This window comes from Amycolatopsis sp. NPDC104587 (genome assembly GCF_055583645.1).
The window spans coordinates 252,854-269,100 of sequence record NZ_JBVJNO010000012.1 but is presented as its reverse complement, the minus strand read 5'-3'; the positions used below and the strand labels follow the sequence as shown (position 1 = coordinate 269,100).

General features: G+C 67.9%; 7 protein-coding genes. 3 read left to right on the top strand and 4 right to left on the bottom strand.

What is annotated here, in order from left to right:
• Positions 1-307: 307 nt before the first annotated feature.
• The 4 genes from ACZ61C_RS34160 to ACZ61C_RS34145 form a co-directional block, all read right to left on the bottom strand.
• Positions 308-985: a hypothetical protein gene (locus ACZ61C_RS34160; protein ID WP_465312000.1), complete on the bottom strand. Its 678-nt coding sequence runs from the start codon at positions 983-985 to the stop codon at positions 308-310.
• A gap of 56 nt (positions 986-1,041) precedes the next feature.
• A complete protein-coding gene (locus ACZ61C_RS34155) occupies positions 1,042-2,046 on the bottom strand; it encodes a DUF932 domain-containing protein (protein WP_465311999.1) in 1,005 nt (334 codons plus the stop codon).
• Positions 2,047-2,303: 257 nt separating this feature from the next.
• Positions 2,304-3,143 (bottom strand): adenine nucleotide alpha hydrolase family protein, encoded by an 840-nt coding sequence (locus ACZ61C_RS34150; RefSeq protein ID WP_465311998.1) that lies wholly within the window; start codon positions 3,141-3,143, stop codon positions 2,304-2,306.
• A 91-nt stretch (positions 3,144-3,234) separates the two neighbouring features.
• A complete protein-coding gene (locus tag ACZ61C_RS34145; RefSeq protein ID WP_465311997.1) occupies positions 3,235-4,056 on the bottom strand; it encodes a DUF4192 family protein in 822 nt (273 codons plus the stop codon).
• A 522-nt stretch (positions 4,057-4,578) separates the two neighbouring features.
• Between ACZ61C_RS34145 and ACZ61C_RS34140 the strand changes: the two genes are divergently transcribed.
• The 3 genes from ACZ61C_RS34140 (at position 4,579) to ACZ61C_RS34130 (ending at position 16,226) form a co-directional block, all read left to right on the top strand.
• Complete coding sequence (locus ACZ61C_RS34140) at positions 4,579-5,259, top strand: hypothetical protein (RefSeq protein ID WP_465311996.1); 681 nt, start codon at positions 4,579-4,581, stop codon at positions 5,257-5,259.
• A gap of 231 nt (positions 5,260-5,490) precedes the next feature.
• Positions 5,491-9,732, top strand: a complete 4,242-nt coding sequence (locus ACZ61C_RS34135) for a LamG domain-containing protein (RefSeq protein WP_465311995.1) — start codon at positions 5,491-5,493, stop codon at positions 9,730-9,732.
• Positions 9,733-9,773: 41 nt separating this feature from the next.
• Positions 9,774-16,226 (top strand): RHS repeat-associated core domain-containing protein, encoded by a 6,453-nt coding sequence (locus tag ACZ61C_RS34130; protein ID WP_465312100.1) that lies wholly within the window; start codon positions 9,774-9,776, stop codon positions 16,224-16,226.
• Positions 16,227-16,247: the final 21 nt, after the last annotated feature.

Here is a 16,247-nt window from a genome sequence, read left to right as displayed (position 1 = left end):
ACCTCCGACGATGGTCGACAAGGGGTTAAGAGGAGGCTGGCCGGGGCAGCGCGGCGCGTGCGCTGACCCGGCCAGCCTCGAACCGGGAGTCGGCTCGCCCGGGGGAAGGCGTGCCGCTCGGGGATTCCCGGTTCATTCAGGTGGCCTCGGGTGGGGTGGTGTGCGGACGAGGCCGGTCACCCAGGTCCCGTCGTGGCGCCGGTCAAGGCCCCGGTCCTGCGGCCAGGACGTCGATGGCCTGTGGTGGGGCCTTGACCGGCGTCGCGTGACCTGGTCGCGTGATCGAGGCCGCACGACACCCGCGAGGTCACGGGTGCCCGGGAGCCACAGCATCGGGTGCCGGCTCGCGATCGTCCGTCCATGCGATGAGGGCGTCGGCGGCGGCGTGGACGGAGTCGTAGCGGGGCTGTTCGTCGTCGGGCAGGTCGGGACGTAGTACGGATCCGGTGAGGTTGCGGGGTTCGTAGCGGTCGAGCACGCCGGCGGTGACGCGACGGACGGTCCCGACGGCGAGGCCGTCGACGCGCACCGTCCAGACGTGATCGAACCGGTACGCCGCGCGGGCCGGTGCGGTGCGGGGGTGGTGGTCGGGGTAGCGGTAGGCGGCCCACCAGTTGGTGACGGAGCAGTCGATGACGTGGTCGCCGGCGTTGACGATCGCGGTGATCGCGTCGCGGGCCAGGGCCGGGCCGACGAGGTCGGCCAGCATCGTGAACGCATCCCGCGCCTCGCTGATCGTGGCCAGCACCGGCGCGGCCTGTTCTCGCAGCGCGGTCGCGTTCAGGTGCCCGAGTTCGGTGTTGCGGTCGGCGTAGGCACGCTCGTCGGTGAAACCGCGGATCCAGCGAGGGGCCAGGGCGTCCAGACAGGTGAGGCAGTCGTGGCAGCGGTAGATGCTCGGTCGCGACACCGCGATCGAGATTCCGTGTCCGGTGTTTGTGCAGCCGTCGGTGCCGCACGTCATCGGCGGGATGCTGGTGTTCATGGCACAGGTCCTTTCGTGAGCCGGAACAGTGAGCGAGGGCGGGGACCGGAGGGCGCTCAGAGGGCGGCGAGGACCTTGTGCAGGGTGGCGGTGGTGGCGCGGTCGTTCTTGGCCAGCTCGCCCCGCATCACCCGGGTCATGTTCCGCTCGGCGCGGGTGGCGCCGCGGATGACGGCTTCGTGGTGGAGGTGGGTGTTGACGGCCTGCACGACGCCCCAGCCGGTGTTCTTCCAAGGGCTGACGCGGCTGTCGCTGGTCCACAGCCGGGTGAGTGCGGAGCGTTTGGTGGCGGCGTTGGTGCGGCTCCGGCCCGGCTCGGCGGGGATGGGGGTGTGGGCGTCGAGGAAAGCTTTCCAGGCGCGGTCGGTGACGGTGGTCTGGCACAGTTTCTTGACTTCGGCGGCGAAGTCGTCGGCGACGGTGTGCACGATCTGCAGGGCTTCGCGGGCGGAGAGCAGCTGCAGGGCGCTGTTGCGTTTGTGGACGATGGCGACTTCTTGGCCGTCTTCACGCAGACCTGCGGCCATCGTGTTGTCGCAGACGACGTTGGTGACGACGCGCTTGTAGCGGGTCTTGAGGCTGGCGTCGTGGCTGGAGCAAGCGAGCAGGTTGGGCCGGAACTCCACACCTTCGGGTGTGGTGATGTTGTCGGGGACTTCGACGCTGACCCAGGCTTGCTTGCGTTCGCGCAGCAGCCCGGCGGAGCCGATGGTGAGGCCGTCTTCGAGCAGGGCGGCGACGTTGTCCAGCAGCCAGGTGCCGTACTGGTGGATGCCGTATTCGTCAGTGTGGATGGCGAGGATGTCGCCGGTGTCGGACGTGGTGACGCCCAGATGGTGTCGGGCGAGGCGCAGCCCGAACCGGTCTTCGACCAGGACCCGGGCCGGTTCCGCGGTCCAGCCGAAGAGGCGTCGTTTGACGTCGCTGAGAGGGATCGGACCGGGGTAGTGGTTGGGCTCGGTGCCTTGGTCGTCGGCGCGGTAGTGCCAGGCGTGGCCGCGCTTGTCGGTGAATCCGATGAGGACGTTGGTGTTGAGCCAGGTGCTGGTTTCGTTCGACACGATCTGAGTCCTCTCTTCGAGGTCGGTGCTTGCCCGCCGCTCGGGGCGGCGGGCTCGCGGGTGGACGGCCACGGATCACCAGGCCGAGCGCCGGCGGTGCACAAGGCTCCGCACCGCGCAGCGAGCGCGTGTTGTGGACTGGTGGCGGTGCACCGCCGGCGCGGGCCTGGTTCCCTCAGGCCGGTCACATCGCGAGGACCGAACGCCCGGCACCCCGGAACCACCGATCCATCGGGAGCGCGAGGCATGCCGGGAGGTCACCCGGTCCGATTTCCCGCTGTTGCGAGGGATCGGACCTGAAGACGGCGTCGACGGTCTTCGGGTCGTTCGCCGAGTCCGAGCAGGCGCAGGACGTGTTCGATGTCCAGCTCGGTGAGGGCCGATGCGACCGCCGAGCCGGTTAACAGTTCGCGCAGTGGCAGCGGGTGGGTCTGGCCGCGGCGGCGTTGTTTGAGGATCGCCACATCGCCGTGGGTGGCGCGGAAATCCTGTTCGAGCTGGGCGTACCAGGCGAACCGATCGGGGAAGACCTCGCGAGTGCGCTGCCAGTGGGCCTGGCCCCCGCGCACGCACAGACCACCGCAATTGTTGTGACTGTAGCCGAAACGATAGAGCCGAGGCGGTTCGAGCCCGGCGTTGCGGCACCAGGACAGCAGATTGTCCTTAGTGAGACCGGGGTGCCGCATCAGCGGGTATGTGACGTGCCACGGTCGCCACCCGGCGGTGACCGTAGGCGCTCGGCGTTGCTCGTCAGGCTCAAGCCCGACGTGCAGGACGGTGTCGGCCGGATCGGTGTGCTCGGTCAGCCACCGCCGGCAGGGCCTCTGCTTCAGTACCTGCGAGCACGGTGCGATCCGGGAGTTGCCGAGATAGCTGCGCTGGGTGAACAGCTCGAACGGGGTCCGGCCGTCGCAGACCCGGGTGATCGGGATGCCGAGCCGGTGTGAGGCGTCGGCGTTGAAGCGGTAGAGGTCGCTGTCTTCGATCAGGACGTCGGCGAAGAGCAGGGTGATCGGGTCGGCGGGGTGTTCGCGGCGGACGAGCTCGGTGGCGGCCCAGGAACCGATGCCGCCGGACCATTGGATCACGTGATGCACGAGATGCCTCCTTCAACGGCGGAGCCGCAGCGTCCCGGAACGCGCAACGATGCCTGGGGCGCTGCGGCCGAGCCGGATGTCAGCGACGTGGCTACCAGCGGGTGGCGCAGACCTCGGAAGCGATGAGGTCGAGCTGATACTCGACGACGTCGGCCGGAGAGTGCTGCTGGAACAGCACGCCGACGGCAGCGGCGCCCAGTGCGCCGTGGGCGTGGGCCAAGGCGCGGGCGGTGAGGCTGTGATCGGCGCCGCGGGCGACGGCGCTGGCAGCGATCAGGGTGGCCAGCCGCGCCCGAACGTGAGGCTCGGAACTGCCGCGGTAGAGAGCCATCCACAGTTGCTCGACTCGCTGTGGGTCGAGTTCGGCCGGGAGCAGGAACAGCCGTCCGTAGACGGCGTTGTTGCTCAGCGCAGCTGTCACCGCGAACGCCGCGACGTCGTCCACGAGGTCGCCGCGGCCGGCCTGGAAGGTGGCGTGCTCGATGAGCCGCTGGGCCTCGTCGCCGCAGTACACCAGCGTCGACAGGATCCGGCGGGCGAATCGGCCCACCTGGGCCGGCAGAGTCTCGCCGGTCTCGGTGAAGGGCAGGCCCCAGGTCGGTGTCGGGGCGTCGCCGCCGAGCTGGATCGGGGCGGCGAAGTCGAGGTCGGCGCGTGGGGCGATGACGGTGCCGAGGTGAGTGGGGCGGCGGTAGTCGCGCCAGTGGGCGCCGGGGCGGATGTGCGGGGCCCAGTACCGGCCGAGGACGGTGTGTCCAGTGGGGTGCAGGTCGGCCTCGAGCGCGGCGATCGCGGCCCGCAACGGCGGACGGTTCCAGGGACGTTCGTCGCTGATCACGACGACGACCAGATCGCAGCTGCGGTCGCTCGGTAAGGCGTTGCGGACGTGCTCGGCCAGCTCTCGGGTCGTCATGCCACGAACCCGGCTGGCGGGGAACCGCGCGCCGGCCGGTGAGGTCAGCCGCCATGCAGATGCACTGTCGGAGGTTCGGGGCAGAGCGATGACGTGCAGGGTGCGGGTGCGGGTGTCGGGCAGGGATCCGATCAGTTCGCCGGGGGTCAGGTACTGGGTCACGTATCGGCGCTCCTGGGCTCGGCCTCCCCGGCGTGCGGGCCGTGGGAGGCGGTGGCGGCCCACGAAGGTGTGAGCCGCCACCGCCCGAGCGCGCGTCCGACGGCGGCCCTGGACCCGCCCGAGATCACCGGCCGGCGCGAGGCGGGGGCCGTCGTCGGGGCGTGCGCTAGCGTCGTCCGGCTTCGCCCGCCGGGCCGGGGACGTCCCCGGTTCCGCGTCCGCCTGCTTGGGCTCCTTGATCACCGCGGTGATCGTCGTCGGCCGAGGTGGTCCTGCTTGAGGGGTCTGTTCGCGAGGGCTCTCGGTTGCGGTAACGCCTGCTCGGGAGCTGACGATCAAGCTGTCGACCAAGGGGGAGATATGTACAAAACCGTTGCGCTCGCATGCCTGGCAGTGGTCCTTGCGGGCTGCGCGGATACCGAAGCCGCGACCGCGACGTCTCCGGCGCCGTCGACCTCGGCACCGGCTCCGTCGGCGACGGTCAGCACGACGCCGGTGCCGGTGGCGAAGGAGATCACGGCCTACTTGCCGGTCGAGGATGAGGTGGACGGGGCAGGTCTGTCCGTGGAAACGAAGCCGGTTGCCTACGTTATCGATGAGCACACGCCGTTCCACCTTCTCCAGACATGCGGTGGGCTGCCCTCGGACCAGTCGGTGCAGCGGGCGGCGCAAGGCATCAACTACGTTCCCGGCGGTGGGAAGGGCGCATTCCACCAGCTGGTGGCGGAGTATGCGGGTGTGACCGGAGCCGATGTCGTGGCGAGCGTGAAGCAGGCGATCGCGTGCCGCCAGGCGACGTTCCACGACGAGCAGTTCTCGATCGTCGGCGACTTCTCGGTACCCGGCCTGGGTGACCCGCAGGCGGGCTTCTGCGCGAACCAGCGTCCCGGCTACTTGGTCCGCTGCGTCTTGGTCCTGGGCCACGGAAACCGTGCGACCTCGATCACCATCGAAGGTAAGTGGAGCGACAGCCTGACAGCGGTGAAGGCGCTGGCCACGAAGACGGCACCGATGTACGTGGCTGCGCTCGACCACGAATGATGTCCGTTTTGTTCGCTAGGGGCAGTTTGGTCTGATTTTCAGGAAATTGCGATGACCGGAATACGCCTGTTGGCCTATTCCGGATCGTCGCCGGATTTGGCAGTGTGATCACGGGTTCGTCGGGGGCCCGGCTGTGTGCTGGTTGCTCTTGACGAGGGGGATCTCGTGCGTTTCATCGGTGCGCGTTGGCGCGCTCTTCTGCTCTGCGCGGCGACAGTTGCCGCAACCACGGTGGTCGTCGCGCCCGCGCGGGCTTCGGTGACGGTGCCGGACTCGGCCCCTGATGAAGTCACCGCCGTTGCCTACGCGCGTGAGGGCGGCAAGCAGGTCGAAGTGGCCTCGGAGACCACCGAGACGTCGCAGACTCTGGCCAATCCGGACGGCTCGTGGACGATGACGCAGTACGTCCACCCCGTCCGGGTGAAACAGGCCGGAGCGTGGACACCGGTCGACACCACACTGGTGCGGCGGGCGGACGGCTCGGTCGGGCCGAAGGCGGTCGCGGTCGACGTCACGCTCAACCCGGGTGGCGCCGACTCGGCGGCCGAGCCGATCGTACAGGCGGGACACGACGGCAAGGAGGTCGGTCTGAAGTGGGCCAGCGACCTGCCGGCACCGGCACTGGACGGCGACACGGCCACCTATGGGGAAGTGCTCCCCGGTGTCGACTTGACCGTGAAAGCCGTCCCCGAGGGCTTCACCGAGAACCTGGTCATCAAGACGCCCGAGGCGGCGAAGAACCCGAAACTGCGTGAGATCCCGTTCGGCCTCCACACCCGCAACACCACGGTCACGGTCGCGGAGGGGGAGGGCCGAGGCACACCGGCGCAAGCCACCCCGACCGACGGGCTCGAGGTGAAGGACACCGCCGGCGGGGTCGTCTTTTCGGGTGAGGCAACACGGATGTGGGACTCCTCCGGTGGCGGCACGCCCGCCGAGCAGCAGGTCGGTGAGGGCGGCGGCCGGCGGGAGGCGGTGATGGACGTCGCGCTCGCGCAGGACAAGGTGATCATCACGCCGGACCAGGCGTTCCTGGCCGACCCGGCGACCCGGTACCCGGTCTCGCTGGACCCGGGATACTGGTGCGATTCGTGCGGGATCCAGGCGCATGTGGTGGTCCAGTCCGGATATCCGGAGGCCAGGAACTGGAACGCCACGATCGGAGACCTGTCGAACCTCAAGGCCGGCTACGAGAACTACGACAGCGCCGGCACGTCGAGGTCCTACATCCAGATGAACAGCGCCCGGCTGGCCGGGACCGTGGTGCACAGCGCCACGCTGAACACCACGATCCAGCACAGCTACAGCTGTTCCCCAGCGCCGACGGGGCTGTGGCTGTCGAACCCCGCCGCCCCCGACACCCGGTGGAACGCGCAGCCGGGCTGGGTGTATCAGGTTTCGACGATGAACACCGCGAACTGCCATGACGCGCCGAACGTCGCGGGAGTGTTCGACGCTACTCGAGCGGCGAAAGACGCGGCCGCGAACCGGTGGCAGAACACGTGGTTCGCGCTGGCGGCCGCCAACGAGGGCGATGGCATGGCGGCGTGGCGGCGGTTCGACCTGAACCCGTACTTCGCGGTGAACTACGACTCCTACCCGAACTCGCCGGCGAGCCTGACGATGCAGAACGGCCAGCTGCCGTGCACCTCGGGGGCGAACCGGCCGTGGGTCTACACGAAGACCCCGCAGATCGCGGGCCGGGTGTCCGACCCGGACGGTGGCACAGTCTACGGCAAGTTCGCGCTGGCCTACGGCACGCTCGGACACAACGTCTACATCCACGACAACGCCGCGAACCTCGTCCCGGTGGGCACCGCGGGCCCCAACCAGCAGGCGACCGCGCAGCTCGCCGCGGTCCCGCCCGGCTGGATCAACGAGGACGGCGTCTACAACTGGTCGATGCAGGCCTACGACGGTGAGCTCTGGTCGAACTGGGTCGGCAACTGCGAGTTCACCGTGGACACCAAGGTCCCGCTGCCGCCGAACCTTGCGATGGTCGACTGGACTGACCCGAAGGTGCAAGGCGACGCAGCCAACTTCAGCGTGTGGACCGGAATGGCCACCGACGGGCTCTACGACATCGACCACTTCATCTACACCACCGACGGTTCTGAGCCCCAGGCTCAGGGATCGCCGACTGCCCCGGCGGTTCAGGGCACGGACGCGAACGGCAAGATGGTCGCCACAGCGGCTCTGAAGACGATCGCGGTGAACGGCAACCAGAACCTGATCAAGGTCAAGTCGGTAAACAAGGCGGGGATGCCGAGCCCCAACGCGATCTGTGTCGTCATCGCGGGTTCCAACCCCGCGCTGGACGGTCCATCTTGCTCCTACCACGTCCAGCCGCTGACGCCGGCCAAGAACCTGGTCGCGGCATGGGGCGCGGACGAACTATCGGGAACCTCCCTGCTCGACAGCGCCGCTGACACGCCGGGCAACGCGGGACTTGCCGCGCACCCGGCGACGTTGTCCGGTGGAGCGACCAGGCAGCCGGGCTACAACCACGGCAACAGCTGGACCCATCCTGACACCAGCGGCTACGGCGAGGGTGTCAAGGGCGCGATCGGACTCGACGGAACCAGTGCCTACGCCCAGACCTCGGATCGTGTCCTCGACGCGTCGAAGTCGTTCACGGTGGCTGCGTGGGCGAAGCTGACCGATACGACCCGTTCGCAAGCCGTCATCGCGCAGGACGGCGCCCAGGCGAGCCCGTTCGCGTTGCAGTACAACAAGGTCAGCAACGCCTGGGCACTTCGCGTGACGGCCGCCGACCAGGCAGCACCCGGTGAGGTCAAGGTGCTGTCGAGCAGTCCACCCAAGGCGGGCGCCTGGACGCACCTCGTCGCGACCTACGACGCGTCCACCAACGCGGCCACGCTGTACGTCGACGGCGCGAAGCAGCAAACGGCCGTGGTGCACCCGTGGGCCGCGACAGGTTCCCTCGTCATCGGGGCCGGGAAGAGCGCCGGCGCCCGGAGCGACTACCTCCGTGGTTCGGTCGATGACATCCAGGCCTGGCGGCGGACGCTGTCCGCGGCGGAAGCACACGACTTGGCGAACACGGCGGCACCGCTGGCCGCGTACGGCCTGGCCGAGGGCTGTGGGCCCGAGATCACCTCCGCGGCCTCGCGGGTGCCGTCGGTGCAGGCGGCCTGGTCGCTGGGCGAGACGAGTGGCAATCTGGCCAAGGACGGCACCCAGCACGGCAACGACGTCACCCTGACCGGTGGCTACACCTGGGTCCCTGGGCGCAGCGGCGGCGGTCTTCAGCTGGACGGGACCACCGGCTACGGCTCCACGACGCGACCTGTGGTCGACACCGCTTCCGCATTCACCGTGTCAGCATGGGTCAATCCCGCCGACCTGAACGCGAACTACAGCGTGCTCGCCCAGGCCGGCACGAACACCTCGGCGTTCGTGCTGCGCTACGACAAGGCGCTGGGCCGGTGGGCCTTCGGGATGACCCCGTCGGACAACGCCACGGCCGCCACCAGCTGGGCGGTCAGCACGACCACCCCGCAAGCGGGCACCTGGACACTGCTGACCGGCACGTTCGACCCGGTGGCGATGCGGCTGAGCTTGTTCGTCAACGGACGGCACCAAGCCGATTCGCCGGTGTCGCAGGCGTGGACGGCGAACAACGGCCTGTTCCTCGGGGCCGAGCGGGGCGGCCAGAACTCCTTCAAGGGGATCCTCGACCAGGCCCGGGTGTGGGACCGCGTCCTCACCTACGACCAGATCGCCGCGATGGAGCCGTTCAGTTACTACGACTCGATCGGGCAGAGCGAAGGCACGCCTTCAGGTGGGGTCTCGCTGGGCATGGAGACCGCCGCCGGGGGGAGCCCGCTGGCGTGTGCGGCCCAGTTCACCGTCAACGGCGGCGAAGTCGCGACCACCAAGCCCGCCACCCTGCGGACCGACAAGTCGTTCACGGTCGAGGCCTGGGTCAAGCACACCTGGACCCCATCGGACGCGTCGGTGAACGGCCCGGTCGACCCGTCGCCCCGCGCCGTCATCAGCACCACCGACACCCAGTTCTCGCCGCTGCTGCTCGGCTACCGGCCGTGGGCCGACTCATCGGGCAAGCAACACGCCAAGTGGAGCTTCCTGCTGTCACCGTCGGCGACCGGGAACGACAGCCGGATCGTGCTGAGCGACGCCGATGCCTCCGACAACACCTGGACGCACCTGGTCGCCACCTACGACGTCGCCACCGGCTACATGGCGCTCTACGTCAACGGGGCGAAGCAGAACTTCTACGTCAACACCCCCGACGGCGGCGGGGTCGTGGCCCGAGACTCCAGCGGCGGTCTCGTCCTCGGCCACGGCGTGTGGACGGGACAGCGCAGCGACACCTGGTACGGCGGCCTGGCCGGAGTCCGGGTCTACGCAGGACTACGGGACACCGCAGGCGTCCAGCAGGACCGGGCTCTCGACGACCCCGGCAACCTCTTCGACGTCACTCACTAGCTCGGTTCGGCTTCCGGCGCTCTGCGCCGTTTCACCAGGGGATGGCAGCTATGACGGGCAGACGTGGGCTCTTCCGGATGGACCGCAGCAGACGGTTCCTCGCGTTCGGTATCACGCTGGTGCTCTTCGGCTCCGCGCAGTCGGCCGCGGCGGCGGCGACCGGCGGCTGGCACGGGCTGGGCTGGGACCTCCCATCGTTGCAACAAGCACAGTCGGTCGATGGTGCCGACGGCGGCCTCCGGGCCTCACCTGCTCCGTCGGCGAGCACCTACACCCCGGCCTCGGTAACCTGGCCGGCCGCGGCGACCGCCGAAGTCGACCTGCCGATCGACGGCGCGGCGAAAGTACCCGCCGGACAGCCAGTGGCTGTGGCGCGTTCCCAGGCGAAAGCGGCCACAGCCGATGCCCGTCAGACGGTGGGCAGAGTCCGTATCAGCACGCTGGACCAGGCGGCCACGGCCAGGGCCGGGATCAAGGGTGTGTTCGTCAAGGCTGAACCTGTCCGTGGTGACACCGGCGGACCGGTGACGATCGACGTCGACTACCGCGCGTTCGGCGACGCCTACGGTGGCGACTTCGGCGGCCGCCTGCACCTGGTGCAGTACCCGTCCTGCCTGCTGACCTCACCTGACAAGCCCGAGTGCCATGTCGGTGCTCCGTTGAAGTCCGACAACAACATCAAGACCCGGCACGTCACCGCCGACGTCACCCTGCCGGGAGCATCGGCCGCCGGCCGGCAGGGCGCTGCCACGCCGGCGACCACGTCGATGCTGGTCGCCGCTGAATCCGACACCAAGAGCGGTGGTGGCGACTTCGCTGCCACCGACCTCAAGCCCGCCGGCACCTGGAGCGCAGGCACCTCGTCAGCGGACTTCTCCTACTCGTACCCGATCAGCACACTCTCCGCCGTCGGCGGCACTGGCCCGACGGTGAGTCTGAACTACTCCTCGAGTGCGGTGGACGGTCTCACCTCGGCCACCAACAACCAGGCCTCGGGCATCGGTGACGGCTGGAGCCTAGCGGGCAGCGGCTTCATCGAACGCCGTTACAAGGGCTGCGGACAAGACCTCGGCGGCAACAACAACCAGACCAAGACCGGCGACCTGTGCTGGTACAACGACAACGCCACCATCTCCTTCTCCGGCGCCAACGGCGACCTCATCTTCGACAAGGACAAGAAGGTCTGGCACCCGAAGGACGACGACGGCACTCGCGTCGAACGCCTCACCGGCGGCGCCAACGGCGACAAGTTCGGCGAATACTGGAAGGTCACCACACCCGACGGCGTCCAGTACTTCTTCGGCCTGAATCACCTGCCGGGCTGGGCGTCGGGCAAGGCGGAGACCCAGTCGACCTGGACCGTGCCGGTGTTCGGGAACAACACCGACGAGCCCTGCAACGCCACGACCTTCGCCGCGTCCTGGTGCAACCGCGCCTGGCGATGGAACCTCGACTACGTCGTCGACCCCCGCGGCAACGCCATCTCCTACTACTACCAACCCGAAACCAACTTCTACGGCCTCAACCGCACCCCTTCCACCGCGAACAACCCCGGCACCGTGTACACCCGCGGCGGCTACCTGCAGAAGATCGAGTACGGCTTCAACACCAGAGTTGCCGACACGTTCAGCCACGCACCAGCTCAGATCCTGTTCGACTCCGCGGAGCGGTGCGTCCCGGGTGGAACGATCACCTGTGACCCGGGACAGCTGAACTCTGCAACCGCGACGTCCTGGCCGGACGTGCCGTCGGAGACGATCTGCGCCCAGGGTGCCGTCTGCGTCTACGGTTCACCGAGTTTCTTCTCCCGCAAGCGCTACACCAAGATCACCACTCAGGTCAGCGACGGGGGCACCGGCTGGAAGCCTGTCCGGGAGTGGGCCCTCGGGCAGTCCTTCCCGGCCACCACCGACGGGAACAAGCCTGCCTTGTGGCTGGGGTCGATCACCGAGACCGGGAAGGTGGCGAGCCCGAACACGGTCGGCGGCTCGGTGACGCTGCCGCCGACGACGTTCCACGCGAAGGCGATGGCCAACCGCGTCAACATTAACACTCAGTACACAGCCCTGACCCGCAATCGCATCGACGCCATCACCAACTCCCAGGGCGGCCTCACCACCGTCAACTACGCCGAACCTGAGTGCGTCACGGGCGTCAAAATGCCCGACCCGAGCAACCTGAAAGACAACAAGCTCTCCTGCTACCCGGTCTACTGGATCCCACCGGGCGCCACCGACCCTGTCCTGGACTACTTCAACAAGTTCCAGGTCAAGCTCGTCGAGGAAAACGCGCAGACCACAGGCCAGGAACAGCACACGATCACCAGTTACGACTATCTCGGTGGTGCGGCCTGGCACTACGACGACGACCCGTTCACCGACCCGAAGTACCGCACCTGGTCGCAGTGGCGCGGCTACGGCGACGTGAAGACCACCGTCGGTCTCGGACCGGCCGGAGGTGACCCGTCGGGTCCTCCGGTGGTCACCGAGACGTACTACCTCCGCGGTATGGAGGGCGCGACGGTGACCAGTGACAACTGGCACGAGTCGGTCGTCGACCGCAAGGAGGTCGCCGGCTTCGTCCGGGAGACCGTCACCTACCGCGACGGTGCCGTCATCGGCGGGACGCTGAACGAGCCGTGGGTGTCCGGTGTCACCGCGACCGATGCCAACGGCCGGACGTCGGCCTACGTCGACACCGACACCAGCCGCACCCGTACCTGGCTCGACACCACCAAATCCTGGCGGATCTCCCGCACCCACACCGTCTACGGGAAATACGGTCTCGCCACCAGCGTCCAGACCGAGGGGGACATCAGCGACCCGAAGCAGACCAGCTGCACCGTGACGCAGTACCTGGAGAACACCACCGCGTGGCTGGTGAGCTTTCCAAGCCAGGTGCAGAAGGTCTCGGGTGTCTGCGACGACAAGACGAACCCGCCCGGGCCCGGCAACATCATCAGCGACAACCGCAGCTACTACGACACGCAAGGCTTCGGCGTCGCGCCGACGCGCGGCAGCGTCACCCAGGTCGACACCCTCGAAGACTGGCCGGCCGGCGGCGCCGAGAAGCTGACCAAGCCCGCCACGACCACGGCATACGACAAATACGGACGCGCGACGAGCTCGACCGACGCACTCGGCCTGACCACCACAACCGCCTACACACCGGCCACCGGCGGCCCGCTCACCCAGATCGACACCACCTCCCCGCCGGTCACCGCAGCTCCCAACGCACCCAAGTTCACCTCCACGAAGTACCTCGACCCGGTGTCCGGCACCTCGATCGCAGGGAAGGACGGCAGCGGTCTGCGGACCGACACGACCCAGGACGCGCTCGGCCGGATCATCTCCGTCTGGAAACCCGGCCACAGCAAGGCACTGAACGCACCCGCGGACGTCATTTCCTCCTATGACGTGAGAAACAGCGGCGGTGTCAGCAATGTCGCCACGCAAACCTTGCTCGCCAGCGGCCAGTACGCGACCTCGTACACGCTCTACGACGGTCTCGGCCGCACCATCCAGACCCAGGCACCTCGCACTGACGACGGGGCCGGCCGGATCATCACCGACACCTACTACGACTCCCAGGGCCGGGCGTACAAGACCCACAACCCGTACTGGAACAACAGCTCAGGACCCTCGGCGACGCTTTATGTCCCCAACGGCGCTTCGGTCCCCAACACCACCCTGATCACCTTCGACAGCGCGGGCGCGGCTCGAGCCAGCGCGTACCGCCGCAACGACGTCGAACAGTGGCGCACCACGACGATCCCGGACGGCGACCGCGTCACGACGATCCCGCCCGACGGCGGCACCGCGACAACCACGGTCACGAACGGGCTCGGGCAGACCACCCAGCTCCTGCAGTACAAGGATCCGACGAAGTACACCGCCGGATCCCCGGCCGACACCACGACCTACACCTACACCCGCAGCGGCCAGCAGGCCACGGTCACCGACACGACCGGCAAGAACGTGTGGGCCTTCGCCTACGACCTGAAGGATCGCAAGATCTCGGCGAAGGACCCCGACACCGGCACGACGACGTTCACCTACGACGCCGGCGACCGCTTGCTGACCACCACCGACGCCCGCAACCGGCTCATCAGCTACACCTACGACAACCTGGGCCGCAAGACCGCCGAGTACGACGGTCCTGCCGTCACCGGCACCAAGCTCGCCGACTGGATCTACGACACCTTGCTCGCCGGGCAGCCCACGAGTTCCACCCGCTACGTCGACGCCAAGGCCTACAAGAATGAAGCCACCGGCTACGACACGGCCGGACGTCCGACGGGCAGCAAGGTCACAATTCCCGCCGGCGTCCAGGGGCTGTCCGGAAGCTACAGCTTCGGCACCACCTACGACCCCAACACCGGCGCGGTCAGCATGATCAGCAGCCCGCGAGCGGGCGGCCTGCCCAGTGAGCAGCTGTCGCTGGGCTACTTCGCCCAGGGGGCGCCGAAGACCCTGACCTCCAGCACCGGTACCCAGCTGGTGGCCAAGACCGCCTACAACGAGTTCGGCCAGGTCCTGCGGACCGAGTTCAACGACCCGAAGAGCCCATACCAGGTCGCGGTCACCAACACCTACGAGAACGGCACCAACCGGCTCGCGACCGTGCAGGCCCAGCGCTCGACGTCCTCCGACTTCTGGATCGCCAACCGCGTCTACACCTACAACCAGGTCGGCAACATCACCAAGACCGCCGACACTCCACCCGGCCTGCCGGCGGACACCCAGTGCTTCCGTCAGGACTACCTGCAGCGGCTGACCGAGGCCTGGACCCCGGTGTCCGGGGACTGCGCGGCCCAGCCCACCACCGCCGGGACTGGCGGCGCGGCTCCGTACTGGACATCCTGGACCCTCGACGACACCGGCAACCGCAAGACCCAGGTCCAGCACACCGCCGCCGGCGACATCACGAGCACCTCGACCTACCCGGATGCCGGACAGCCACGGCCGCACGCCGTCCAGGCCGTCACCACCACGGGCCCGAGCGGCACGACGCAGACGAACTACGACTACACGGACACCGGGAGCACGAAGACCCGCGGCCCGACCGGCTCGGCGCAGACATTCACCTACGACGCCGAAGGCCGAGTCGCGACGGCGAAGGAGGCCAACGGCGCGGACAGCAGCTACCTCTACGACGCCGACGGCAACCTCCTGATCACCAAGGACCCCGCCGGCACGACGCTGTCCATCGGCGACACGGAGCTGTTCGTCCCAACCGGTGGCAGTTTCGCGTCGGGCACCCGGTACTACGGCTACAGCGGTCAGGTCATCGCGACCCGCAGCAGCGCAGGCGCTCTCACCTGGAAGCTGGCCGACCACCACGGCACGACCTACGCCACGGTCGACTCCGGTTCCGCCATGACGGTGAGCAGGCGCTGGCAGGACCCGTATGGCACCACCCGCGGCACGCCGCCGTCGACGTGGCCGGACAAGCACGGTTTCCTGGGCGGCTATCAGAACACCACGGGCGTGACGCACATCGGTGCTCGCGACTACGACCCGCTGACCGGTCGGTTCATGACGGCGGACCCGGTGCTCGACACGAGCAACCCGCAGGCGTTGAACGCCTACAGCTACGGCAACAACAGTCCGATGTCGTTCAGCGACCCGACGGGCATGGTCGTCCGGATCGACGGCTATCCCGCTTGGATCGGTTCTGATGCGATCAGCACGATGAGCCCGGCCAAGGCGGCTCGTGCGAGGGACTACAACGCCGGTGTCAGGCGTTCCTGGAGCCGGGCTCCGGTGGAGCGTCAGCGGTCCCCGCGCGAGGAGATGCTCGCGAAACCCGCAGCTGGGCATGGACTGTCCAAGGAAAAATTCGAGGTGTTCCGCACTTTCGGTTACACGGGATCGAGTGCGTTGACGTGGCAGGAAGCGATCGACTTCGCAGACCACAGCCCGACGGCGAAGACGCTGGTGTGTGATGCGCTGGGAGGATCGCCGGACGAGTGTGTACTGGGCGGGAAGCTCACTGGTATAGCAGGGTTCATTTACGATGTTTTCCTGGCTGACATCCCGGAGTGTTCGACCGGATCGGCTGAGGCGTGCGCGGGGGTCGCTGCTTCGATAGTCCCGGGTGGCGGCTTGGGTAAGGTGGGCAAGGCTGCCGAAGAAGCAGCCAAAGCAGGCGAAATTGGTGCTAAAGCGGCCGCCGAAGCCCCGTCACTTTACGGAGCTACTGGAAAACAGTTCGGACGAAAGTGGGGAAAGCATGCGGAAGACTATGGTCTCAGTCCGAGTGACCCTGTGGCGCGTAAATGGTTTGAAAATCGGATAAATGAAGTTCGTGCCAACCCTGAAGAAGTTCGGCGGGGTGCGTGGAATCCCAATCGTGGAGGTGGAGAGGGTTACTGGTTCTTTAGAAATGGCGATGATGTCTTGTTGACGAAGTCTGACGGTGAATTTGTTTCCATGTTTCCTATGCAGGCGGGCGGAAATAGTTGGTGGAACGCGGCTTCGGGGGTGCGGTGACACTGCGGTAGGATGGGGTTC